This window comes from Protofrankia sp. CiP1_Cm_nod3, assembly GCF_982290655.1.
Genome location: NZ_CEVIVD010000029.1, coordinates 6,965 through 18,217, shown reverse-complemented (window position 1 = coordinate 18,217; position 11,253 = coordinate 6,965). Strand labels below are relative to the sequence as shown.

Genomic DNA, 11,253 nt, shown 5'->3' with positions numbered 1-11,253 from the left:
TGACCGGTAGCCGGCCGCGGTCAAGCCGCACCTCGGCATCCCGTGCCTGCCGCAGCTCCGTGAGAAAACGCACCCGCGGGATCTCGACCGCTCCCATGGACTTCGCGTGCGCGGTGACGAACTGCACGTCGACGAGCCGGCCACCGGCCGGCGCGAACCGCGCGTCGAAGTCGACGAGCGCGGCCTTGGACGCGTCGGTGCGCACGTGGAACATGGACTCGGCCATGAAGGCGGCGCCGACGAGCACGCCGAACATCCCGCCGATGAGCTCGTCGTCCTGCCACACCTCGACGCTGTGCGCCCAGCCGAGCCGGTGCAGCTCCTGGTAGGCGCCGGCGAGCTCGGTGGTGATCCAGGTACGCCGGGTGCCCTGGCCGCAGTTGTGCACGACGTCGACGAACGCGTGGTCGAGGGTGGTCGTCCAGTCGCACGCGCGCATCCGCTTGAACAGCGAGTCGGCCACGCGCACCCCGCCGACGGGCAGTACACCGCGCGGATCCGGGCTCCACCAGGCGAGATCGGCCCGTCCCCGGGTATCCCGCGACAGTTCCTGGACGTCGGGGGACAGTTCCTGGGCGTCGCGGGACAAGATGGGCGGCCGGCCGCCGGCCGCCGCCGGGTCACCGGGCCCCAGGGCATTCGCCACCGCGACCGGACCGCCGGCCGGCTCGTCGGGCGGCTCGTCGGGCGGCCAGGGAAAGACGCCCCGTCGGTAGGCCCCGACCAGGGTCGCCGGGGAGAGATCACCACCGAAGGCGAACGGAGCGTCACCGGGATCGGCCGGACCGACCTCCGCCACGGAGTCCCACACCGACCGGCCAGGATGCCGGGGCGGGCCGGTCAGGTCCGCGCCGCCCCCGCCCGGGTCCATGCCGCCCGGGTCCATACCGCCCGGGTCCATGCCGCCTGAGCCTGTGCCGCCCGCGTCCATGGTGGTCAGGTCCACGGGTGACCGGCGCGGGCGGGCTCGGCCCCGTCGGCCATCAGGTCAGCCGCTGTCACCCGCTCTAATCGGGACGGCGGGTATCCGCCCTCCCCGGAGGAGGAATACGCGCGGCGATTGTTGCGGTGCCACAGCAGCGGGGTCAGCTTGTCGGCGGGCTGGGGTGCGCCCAGGTAGAAGCCCTGGGCGAAGTCGCAGCCGTAGTCGGCCAGCCGGCCCATGGCCGTCTCGGTCTCAACCCCCTCGGCCACGATCCGTAGGGCCAGGGAGTGCGCCAGCCCCACCGTGGACTGCACGATGGCCGCCGAGAGCGGGTCGGAGTCGAGGTGGATGACGAACGACTTGTCCAGCTTGAGCACGTCCACCGGCAGTTCCCGCAGGTAGGCCAGGGACGAGTAGCCGGTGCCGTAGTCGTCGACGGCGATGCGGACCCCCATCTCCCGCAGGCTGCCGAGCACGGCCGCGGTCCGGATCCGGTCGAGCATCAGAGCGGTCTCGGTGATCTCCAGTTCGAGTGCCCTCGGCGGCACCCCCTTCGCCGTGAGGAGGTCCCTGACCTCGGCCGGGAATCCCTTGTCGAGCAGGTTGGGCGCGGAGAGGTTGACCGCGACACCGATCTTCAGGCCGGCGTCCCACCACTGGCGGCACTGGTCGAGGGCCAGCCCGAGCACCTCGAGGGTCAGCGTGCGCATCAGCCCGGTGTGCTCGGCCATGGGCAGGAACTCGTTGGGCTGGAGCAGCCCCCTGGTGGGATGCTCCCAGCGCACCAGGGCCTCCACCGCGTGGCAGATGCCCGTGCGCAGGTCGACCTTCATCTGGTAGTGCAGGCGCAGCTGGTCCTGGCCGAGCCCGGCCCGCAGGGTCTCGATGACGTCGAGGCGGTCGAGGATGTGCAGGTCGGCGCCGGGCCGGTAGTGCTCGATCCGGGTACGGGCCGCCTTTGCGGCGTACATCGCGATGTCTGCCCGCTGCAGCAGGACGTTCCCGGCCACCGCGTGATCGGGATAGACCGCGACCCCGATGCTGGCGTCGACGTGGAAGCTCACCCCGTCGACGTCGAACGGGCCGTCGAGGGCGGCCAGCACCCGCTCGGCGACGGCCCGCGCCGCGGTGGCGTCGGCGTCCTGGAGGAGCACGGCGAACTCGTCGCCGCCGAGCCGGGCCAGCAGGTCCGTCGGGCGCAGCGCCGTCTCGATCCGGCGGCCGACGAGTTTGAGCAGGTCGTCGCCGACCTGGTGGCCGAGAGAGTCGTTGATCTCCTTGAAGCGGTCCAGGTCGAGCACGAGCAGCGCGAAGCGCGTGGCGCCGCAGTCGCGTGCCTCCTCCTCGCTGAGCAGCTCGAAGAACCCGCGGCGGTTGGCGAACCCCGTCAGCTCGTCCGTGCGCGCCTGCATCTTGCTGTCCACGAGCTGGCGGACCTCGGTGAACGTGATGCCGGCACGCACGATGGCGGACAGGATCGTCCCGGCGGCGAGCACGACGGTCAGCGGCGGCAGCCTGATGAAGGCCCCGACCACCAGCAGCGTGAGCGCGCTGACGGCGAAGAAGAACGGGATGAACAGCATCTCCCAGCCGGCGACCCGGTCGGACATCTCCCGTGGGGCCCGTTGCCACGCGGCGCAGGCCGGCAGGACGAGCGCGAGCGCCCAGAGCGCCTCGACCGGGCCGCCCGGAGTGTAGGTGCCGCCCGCCATCGCGCCGGTGACGATCGTGTCGGCGACCGCGAAGCCGGCGAGGGAGATCCCCAGCAGCCACCAGGCCTTCTCGGGGCGCCAGCCCCGCAGCCCGAACGCACTGGCCACGAGCACGAGCAGCATCAGGTCGGCGAGCGGGTAGGCGATGTTCAGGCCGAGGACCGACAGCCCCGCCGGGTTGTCCACGCCGATGACGGCGGCGGCGAGCCCGCTCGCCAGCGCGGCCACGCCGAGGCCGCCCACCAGCGCGTCCAGCCACAGGCTGGGGTGAAACCGGGTGACCCGCCCACGCAGCAGGAGGATCACGGAAATACAGGTGGTCGCGTAGAACACGAGCCAGCCGATGTCCGCCGGCGACGGCGACGGCGCGTCGGCATGGTTCATGATCTCGGTGAAGTAGATGCTGCCGGCGCCATAGGACAGCAGGCCGGTGCCGAGCACAGCCCAGGCGAGCCGCTCACCGCGGACCAGAATGGCACGCAACATACAAAAGCCACCGGCGGCGATGCTGAAGCTGTTGCCCAGCCACCTGTCGGCCTGGTTGACGATGGACGACACATCACGTAGGCCGACGAGCGTCGTGACGGCGAAAAACACGGCCGCCACCAGCAGCACGACCTGCCCCGCACCGATCAACCGCAGCCGACGAGCGGTGTGAACTGACATCGTCAAGCGGTCATCTCCCCATTATCGCGTCAGCGGGATACATTCTGGCATCACGACACCTATTCATCCTGAACCACCCACCCGGTAACCCCGGCCCGGGTCAGCGGCTCGAGGGCACCAGGGCCACCCGCGGTACCGGTGAGGGTCATTCCCGGGCTGCCGTCGCCCCGCCGGGATGCGGCTGGACGGCCCTGCCAGCTCCCATGACCCCGGTGGGCCAGGTGTGGCGTGACGACCACGCTCCCACCGCGCCCGGAACACCTGGATCACCAAAGGCGGGTTACTTCCGCGGGGAACGCTCCCGCACCGCTAGTTCAACACCGTCTCGCCACGACGGCACGCCGAAGCCTCCCGGCATCCAGCCAAAGACGTCAAGAGGTCGACGAAAAGTCGAGCAGGTAAACACACATCGTATAAGCGGACGCCAACGGGCCGCAATCGACATGAGCCCGTCACGCTCCGTACTGTCGAAGCGTGGCGGGCTCAAAGCGTGCGCACCGGAACACGGATATGTATCGCCCCGGCATCTGCACCTGCATCTGCATCTGTTTTTGCACCGTATACCGATCTCCGGCATTACCGAAAGAAGGCTCGATTCTTCGGTTGACTGCCGATAATCGATCAACTACGGATTTCGCGTCCGATCACTCCGACCGGCGGGCGGCCCGGTGCGGCATAAGGGCGTTCGGGGGAATGACGCCGAGCCGGCCCTCCTGGTAGTCGGCCACCGCCTGGCGCAGCTCCTCCTTGGTGTTCATCACGAACGGCCCGTACATCTCGACGTGCTCCCGGATCGGGCGCCCGCCGAGCAGCAGCACCTCCAGCCGGCCATCCGCCCCGGGCTGCCGGTCGTCGGCCGCGAGCGTCAGGTAGTCACCGGGGCCGAACACGGCGAGCTGCCCGGTGCGGACCGGCCGGCCCTCGCCGCCGGCCCGTCCCGAGCCGGCAAGGACGTAGGCCAGCGCGCTGAAACCCGGCTCCCAGGGGACCGTCAGCCGCGCGCCCGGGAACAGCGTCGCGTGCATCATCGTGATCGGCGTGTGGGTGGCACCCGGCCCATGGTGACCGGCCGGGTCACCGGCGAGACCGCCAGCGATGATCCGCAGCAGCGCGCCCGCGTCCGGCGACGCGAGCAGTGTGACCTGGTCGCCTTCGATGCTCTGGTAGCGCGGCGGGCTGAACTTGTCCCGCGCCGGCAGGTTGACCCACAGCTGGATGCCGTGGAAGAGGCCGCCGCTGACGACGAGCCGCTCGGGCGGGGTCTCGATGTGCAGGATGCCGGCGCCCGCGGTCATCCACTGGGTCGCCCCGTCCGTGATGACCCCGCCCCCACCGTTGGAGTCCTGGTGCTGGAACGTCCCATCGATCATGTACGTCACGGTCTCGAAGCCGCGGTGCGGATGCCACGGCGTGCCCTTGGGCTCACCGGGCGCGTAGTCGACCTCACCCATCTGGTCCATGTGGACGAAGGGGTCAAGATCGGCAAGGCTGACCCCGGCGAACGCGCGGCGGACGGGAAAGCCCTCGCCCTCACGGCCTGACGGCGCGGTCGTGACCGACCGGACGGGCCGCTCCAGCTGGCCGGGCAGAGGTACGGCCAGGCGCGGCAGGGTGGTTGTGTCGGCGGTAACGGCAGGCATGCTGTCCCTCCCAGATTCTCGTTGCTGTTGCAACTATCGGAGGATGACAACCCCGGATCGTCCGGATCCCTTCCCGGCGGCCATGGACGACCGCCGGATCCACGGGACCCTGGACGGCCACCGACCGGACCGTGGACGGCCGCGGACGGCCGTCTACTACGATCATGACCGTTACTGTCCACGGCTGTCCACGGCTGTCCGCCCGCCCGGAGCCGGTCGGCCGCGCGTCCGGCCGACCGGTCCGTCACATACCCATCCGGCCGGTCACGCATCCGTCAGACCAGAGCCGGTCCTGGAGCAGGGCCGCCCGGGTCAGAGCGCCGTGGCGATCGTCTCCGCCACCTGCTCCCGCCGCCTGGCCAGGTCGGCCTCCTGCGCCCGCGCCCGGTCGAGGCCGTCGGCGATGTCGGCGTCCCGGCGCATCAGCGCGGCGAGATCGAGACCGGCCAGCTCGAGGACGCCCATCCGCTCGTAGGCGGTGCGGACTTTCTCCCCCCACAGGCCGATGTCCTTCACGCACGGCACTATCCGGCTGAACAGCAGCTTGCGGAAAGCCCGCATGTACTCGGAGGTCTCCACCGCGGCGAGACAGGCGTCCACGTCGAAGCCGAGGTTCTCCCAGACCTCGGCGCCACGCAGCCGGTCACGCATCAGCCAGCAGCTCTCGGCGACGAACTCCTCGCGTTCGTCGAGCTCCCGGCGGGACAGCTGCGCGTAGTAGTCGCGCAGCGCCAGCCGCCCGAACGCGATGTGCCGGGCCTCGTCCTGCATGATGTAGGAAAGGATCTGCTTGGGCAGCGCCGCCGTGGCGACGTCCCGCAGGACGCCGAAGGCGGCCAGCGCGAGACCCTCGATGAGCACCTGCATGCCCAGGTACGGCATGTCCCACCGGCTGTCACTCAGCGTCGTCGCCAGCAGGGAGCGCAGCTCGGGGTTGATCGGGTACAGGAGGCCGATCTTCTCCGTCAGGAAGCGGGAGTAGATCTCCGCGTGCCGCGTCTCGTCGATCGTCTGGGTCGCGGCGTAGAACTTCGCGTCCATGTCCGGGACGGACTCGACGATCCGGGCGCTACAGATCATCGCGCCCTGCTCGCCGTGCAGGAACTGGCTGAACTGCCAGGCCATCAGATGCTGGCGCAGCTCGCCGCGCTCCCGCCGGCCGAGCTTGTCCCACAGCGGGAGCCCGTAGATCGGGACCGTCCGGTCCGACAGCCCCAGGGGGTGGTGCGGATCCACCTCCTGTGACCAGTCGATCCTGGTCGTGGCGTCCCACTGCTTGTCCTTGCCCTGCTGGTAGAGGGCCAGCAGCCGGGCCCGGCCGTCGGCGTAGTCCCAGGAGAACCGGGCGTCGCCGGCCATGGGGATGCTCCAGGTGCGGTCGCCGGCCGACGCGTCGTAGCGGTCATGTGCGCTGATGGGCCGAACCTCCAGTCACCAGGCCCGGGCCGGCCGGCCGGCAGCGCGATCCCGGTCGTCCGTACCGCCGGCGGCCGCTCGCGCGGACCGGGGAGGCAGCCCCGACAGGACGCCACGACGAACCGGCCGCCCTCGGCCGGGCCTGTCGCATCCGCCCACATCGTCCATGCCCACATCGTCACGGTACCTGGTGAGTCACGCCACCCGCTGGACAGCCGCCGTGCCGCTGGACGGACAGCATGTCGTGGAACAGCCGCCGGACAGTTGTCCCATCGACCGCCGCGTCGATTGCCAGTCGAGCGCCACGTCGATTGCCGCACCGACCGCCGCATCGGCTGTCATGCCGAGGCCACGCCGGCGGGCTCACCACACACTGACATCGGGTGGTGACGCGGCCGGGCATCATCCCGTCCGCCCCCGCGGGCTCATCTCCTGGGGGGGGTGAAGATGCTCGACACGCCGCCGGTAAAGTTAATGGTTTGTGACAACTGGCCCCGAAAGCCGGCTGGACCGCTACCGTCGGGGCCGTGGACCGCATCTGCAGTCGACCGGATTTCCTGCGACAAGAACGCCTGCGAGCGGCGGGACGGCTCCGGAGCCGTCAACGTCCCCGTGACAGCCATCGCCACCGCCGGGTGGCGGTCCGGCCGCCGGGGCGCCCGGCCTGGCGCCGCTGACACCGGACGGTCCGCCCCTTCGCGGGCCGGTACAGCGGCCCGGAGCGCCCACCGGCTCGACGGCCCGCCGTACGCGATGTCGCGGAAGCCGCACGCGATGTCGTCGCAAGGGCGCGGGTGCCGACGTCCGTGCGCGAAAACGGCCCATCGATGAGTGACAAATCACATTTTCGTCATGTTCGGGAGATGATCGCCGAAGCCGCGCGAGCGCTCGGCGGCGAGTTTCCCGGCCAGGACACGGTGACGATCATCGGTTCGCCGCAGGCCCTGCCAGCACGGCTGCCGGTCAGCGCGCTCGCCCAGGCGAGCGTGGCCGTCGTCGGGCTCGCGGCCGGCGAACTCAACGCCATACCCGCGGAGGCAGCCATACCCGCGGGAGCGGGCCCACGCGGCGGGGAGCCGCTGACGATCGACAGCGGCGCGGTGGCCGCGGCCTTCACCAGCGAACGGCATCTGCGCCTCGACGGCCGGCCGCAGATCGGCATGGATCCGCTGTCGGCCTTCCTGCCCACGGCGGACGGCTGGGTGCGGCTGCACGGCAACTACCCGCACCATCGGGCCCGGCTGCGGGCGGCGCTCGGGATCGCCGACACCGCGACCGATCCGACAGCCGCGGTCAGGGCGGCCGTGGCCACGCTGCCCGCGACCGAGGTCGAGGACAGGGTGGTGGCGCACGGCGGCGTGGCCGCGGCCGTACGGGACACCGCCGGGTGGCGAGAGCACCCGCAGGGCCGTGCCCTCGCCGGGCTGCCCCTGGCCGGTATGCACCGCCTGGGCGACGGGCACCCGCCCGGCGCGGGGCATCGCCCGGCCCGCGAGCGCGGCCGGCCCGCCGCCGGGATCCGCGTCCTCGACCTGACCAGGGTCATCGCCGGCCCGATCGGCACCAGGACCCTCGCCTTCCTCGGCGCCGACGTCCTGCGGGTCGACAGCCCGCGGCTGCCCGAGATCCCGGCCCAGCACCTCGACACCGGCCCGGGCAAGCGATCGGCCTTTCTCGACCTCGGACGCCCGGCCGACCGACGGACGTTCGAGGAGCTGCTGGCGTCCGCGGACGTCGTCGTGAGCGGGTACCGCCCCGGGGCACTGGACCGCTTCGGGCTGTCGCCGCGGGCGCTGCACGAGCGGCGTCCCGGCATCGTGGTGGTGACGCTGAGCGCATGGGGACCGGCCGGGCCGTGGGCCGGCCGGCGCGGGTTCGACAGCATCGTCCAGGCTGCCACGGGCATAGCCACGACAGAAGCCGGCGACGATCCGGGCAGCGGCCGGCCAGAGGGCCGCTCGGAGGGCCGGTCAGGAGATCGGTCAGGAGATCGGTCAGGAGATCGGTCAGAAGGCCGGTCAGAAGGCCGGCCAGGGGTGCTGCCCGCCCAGGCGCTCGACCACGCCACCGGCTACCTGACGGCGGCGGCCGTCCTGCGCGCTCTCACACTGCGCCACCGGGAGCCCGGTTCCTGGCATGCTCAGCTGTCACTCGCCCAGACCGCCACCTGGCTGCTCGCCCAGCGCGCGAGGGCTGATGGGAAGACCGGTGAAACCGGTGGAGCCGTCACCGGCGATGCCACGGCCGGTGGCGCGGCCGTGGCGAGCGCCTCCAGGAACGCCCCGGCGGTCGACGTGGCGCCGTGGCTGGACACGGTTGACAGCCACGGCGGGCGGCTGACCTACGTGCTTCCGCCCCTACGGGTGGCCGGCGGCCCGCGCACCTGGTCCCATCCGCCGCTCCCGCTCGGCGCCTCGTCCCCGGCCTGGCTGTGATCAGGCTGCCTGCGATCAGGCTGCCTGTGATCACGATGTGGCGGCCCGCGACCGGCGACCGGCGACGGGCGGGCCCGCGCGTGACGTTCCGGCCCGGAGACCCTATGGTCAACCAGATATGGATCGCCTCGTCTGGATCGACTGTGAGATGACCGGGCTCGACGCCGCCTCGGATCTCCTGCTGGAGGTCGCCTGCCTGGTCACCGACAGCGAACTGCATGTTCTTGGCGACGGCGTGGACGTGGTCGTGTCCGCGCCGGAGAGCGCGCTGGCCGGGATGGATGCCGTCGTCCAGCAGATGCACGCCGCCTCGGGACTGACCGAAGCCGTACGGGCATCGACGCTGACCGTTGCCGACGCCGAACGGCAGGTGCTCGACTACATCCGCGATCAGGTCCCGGACGCGGGCAAGGCCCCGCTGTGCGGCAACTCGATCGCTACCGATCGCAACTTCCTCGCCCGGTACATGCCGGCGCTCGACAGCTACCTGCACTACCGGATGGTCGACGTGTCGACCGTGAAGGAACTCGCCCGGCGCTGGTACCCGCGGGCCTACTACGCGGCACCGGCCAAGCGCGGTGGGCACCGCGCCCTGGCCGACATCCAGGAGAGCATCGACGAGCTGCGCTACTACCGACAAGTGATCTTCGTGCCGCAGCCGGGACCCACCAGCGAGTTCGCCCGGGCGGCGGCCCAGGAGATCACCCAAACGGCAGGCCGGGAGACCGGCGCGGGCGACGACGCGGGCAGCCTGCCATCCGCACCGACGGGCGCCGCCTCGGCGGAGACCGCTCCCGCAGCGACCGCTCCCGCAGCGACCACTCCCACGAGCCGCGCCCCGGCGGATGCCGCGCGGACCCCACCGGCGGCCGTCTGAACGGCCGGGGCGGCCGTCCGGGCACGGTCACCATCCACCGGGGCAAGGTCACCGTCCGCCGAGCGCGGCCGCCATCGGGAAGTGGTCACCGTCCGGGCACGAGCCCGGCCCGCCGGTGGCACCGCAAAGCGTTTCGCCAGAAGGACAATCGACCGGTACTATGGGCCGGGCCTGAACAGTTGGCCGGCCAGTCATGGGTGTACGCCCCAGCGGGTGCGCAACCGCTGACGGCCAGCGGTTCGGTTTTGATGTGTGGTTCTTCAGCACGTGGTGGGTGTAGCTCAGCTGGTAGAGCACCGGGTTGTGGTCCCGGGTGTCGCGGGTTCAAGTCCCGTCACTCACCCTCGGTTGGATCCTGTTCGGTGGCCTTCGGCCACCTTCCCAGGCTCCCGCGTCATGCCGGCCCAGGGGGAACCCCCTGGGACCCCCATGTCAGGGGGATTCCGTCCCCCCTGCACCCCCTGGCGGCTGGTCGAATGCCTGCCTGGTACTGAAATATCGATCATTGTGTCTGGTTATGGCGCTGGGATGGCGATCTCGGAGGGTGACCCGGGGCCGGCGGGCCGGCGACGATCGCCTGGAGCGTGTCGCCGGCGGCGAACCGGGCGATCTGGTCCCGGAGAAACGCGGCGGCGCGGGGCTTGAACGCGCTGGTGTTGCCGCCGAGATGCGGGGTCAGCAGCACACCGGGCGCGGACCACAACGGGTGATCATCGGGCAGCGGCTCCGGCTCGACGACGTCGAGGGCCGCCAGCAACCGCCCGTCGCACAGTTCGCGCAGCAGGGCGTCGGTGTCGACGACCGCTCCCCGGGCGACGTTGACCAGCAGCGCGCCGTCCGGCATCGCGGCGAGGAACCGGGCGTCGGCAAGGCCGCGGGTGCTCTCGTTGAGCAGGCAGGCCAGAACGACCACGTCCTGCTCCGGGAGCAGGGCCGGCAGCTCGGCGGCCGCGTGGACATGGCCGCGCCCGTCGTCCCGGGCCCGGCTCGCGACGCGGGTCAGCGACACCTCGAACGGCTCGAGCCGGGCGGCGATGGCCGTCCCGAGGCCGCCGGCGCCCACCACGAGCACCCTCCGGTCCGCCAGTGAGCGCAGGGTGCGCGGCTGCCAGCGCCCCCGTTCGGCCCCGGCCGCGTGGACCGCGGCCGGGATCCCCCGCAGCTGCGCCAGGGCGAGCCCCACGGCCAGTTCGGACGTGGAAGCGTCGTGCACCCCCGCCGCATTACACAACGTGACCCTCGGGGACACGTTGGCGATGGCATCCTCGTAACCCGCGGTAAGCGTCTGCACGACCCGGAGCCGGGGCAGGCCGTTGACCAGGGACCAGTCCGCCTGCTTCATGTACGGGGGGACGAGGAACTCGGCGTCCAGCACGCCCGCCCGCCGCGGGTCGGAGCCGGCGTCCCACACCACGGCCCGCACGGCCGGGACCGGGCCGACCAGGTCGATCCAGCGCCTGTCCGGAAGGCTGACCACGACCGTGCCCGCTTCGGTTCCTGCCATGGACGAAGGCTAACCGGCCCGAAATATCACGATCACTCTCCCTGCGCCCTGGACGCCGGCCGCCCGGGAGCCTGGTCA

7 protein-coding genes and 1 tRNA gene are annotated in these 11,253 nt (G+C 71.5%); 3 read left to right on the top strand and 5 right to left on the bottom strand.

The annotated features are described in order from the left end of the window. The 4 genes from aat to AC5LUJ_RS08285 form a co-directional block, all read right to left on the bottom strand. Window positions 1-871, bottom strand: an 871-nt coding sequence (gene aat, locus AC5LUJ_RS08300; RefSeq protein WP_493464738.1) for a leucyl/phenylalanyl-tRNA--protein transferase, incomplete at its 3' end; no start/stop codon positions are given. Window positions 872-936: 65 nt separating this feature from the next. Next, window positions 937-3,303, bottom strand: a complete 2,367-nt coding sequence (locus tag AC5LUJ_RS08295; protein WP_250290522.1) for a putative bifunctional diguanylate cyclase/phosphodiesterase — start codon at window positions 3,301-3,303, stop codon at window positions 937-939. Between the two features lie 644 nt (window positions 3,304-3,947). Next, window positions 3,948-4,943 carry a pirin family protein gene (locus AC5LUJ_RS08290; RefSeq protein WP_250284878.1) on the bottom strand — a complete coding sequence of 332 codons (996 nt, stop codon included), beginning with the start codon at window positions 4,941-4,943 and terminating at the stop codon, window positions 3,948-3,950. A gap of 312 nt (window positions 4,944-5,255) precedes the next feature. After that, window positions 5,256-6,302 carry a ferritin-like domain-containing protein gene (locus AC5LUJ_RS08285; protein WP_250284877.1) on the bottom strand — a complete coding sequence of 349 codons (1,047 nt, stop codon included), beginning with the start codon at window positions 6,300-6,302 and terminating at the stop codon, window positions 5,256-5,258. 920 nt (window positions 6,303-7,222) lie between these two features. Here AC5LUJ_RS08285 and AC5LUJ_RS08280 point away from each other — a divergent pair. From AC5LUJ_RS08280 to AC5LUJ_RS08270, 3 genes are all read left to right on the top strand, one after another. After that, window positions 7,223-8,794 (top strand): CoA transferase, encoded by a 1,572-nt coding sequence (locus AC5LUJ_RS08280; protein WP_493464737.1) that lies wholly within the window; start codon window positions 7,223-7,225, stop codon window positions 8,792-8,794. Between the two features lie 118 nt (window positions 8,795-8,912). Beyond that, entirely contained in the window at window positions 8,913-9,671 is a 759-nt protein-coding gene (orn, locus tag AC5LUJ_RS08275; RefSeq protein ID WP_250284873.1) for an oligoribonuclease, read from the top strand. 270 nt (window positions 9,672-9,941) lie between these two features. Beyond that, window positions 9,942-10,014, top strand: a tRNA-His gene (locus AC5LUJ_RS08270). Between the two features lie 159 nt (window positions 10,015-10,173). Here AC5LUJ_RS08270 and AC5LUJ_RS08265 read toward each other — a convergent pair. Then, window positions 10,174-11,175 (bottom strand): 2-hydroxyacid dehydrogenase, encoded by a 1,002-nt coding sequence (locus tag AC5LUJ_RS08265; RefSeq protein WP_250290501.1) that lies wholly within the window; start codon window positions 11,173-11,175, stop codon window positions 10,174-10,176. Between the last annotated feature and the right edge of the window lie 78 nt (window positions 11,176-11,253).

Excerpts from the sequence above, each read along its gene's own strand:
- AC5LUJ_RS08295 (WP_250290522.1), bottom strand. The coding sequence starts at position 3,303 with ATGTCAGTTCACACCGCTCGTCGGCTGCGGTTGATCGGTGCGGGGCAG.
- AC5LUJ_RS08290 (WP_250284878.1), bottom strand. The coding sequence starts at position 4,943 with ATGCCTGCCGTTACCGCCGACACAACCACCCTGCCGCGCCTGGCCGTA.
- AC5LUJ_RS08285 (WP_250284877.1), bottom strand. The coding sequence starts at position 6,302 with ATGGCCGGCGACGCCCGGTTCTCCTGGGACTACGCCGACGGCCGGGCC.
- AC5LUJ_RS08280 (WP_493464737.1), top strand. The coding sequence starts at position 7,223 with ATGATCGCCGAAGCCGCGCGAGCGCTCGGCGGCGAGTTTCCCGGCCAG.
- orn (WP_250284873.1), top strand. The coding sequence starts at position 8,913 with ATGGATCGCCTCGTCTGGATCGACTGTGAGATGACCGGGCTCGACGCC.
- AC5LUJ_RS08265 (WP_250290501.1), bottom strand. The coding sequence starts at position 11,175 with ATGGCAGGAACCGAAGCGGGCACGGTCGTGGTCAGCCTTCCGGACAGG.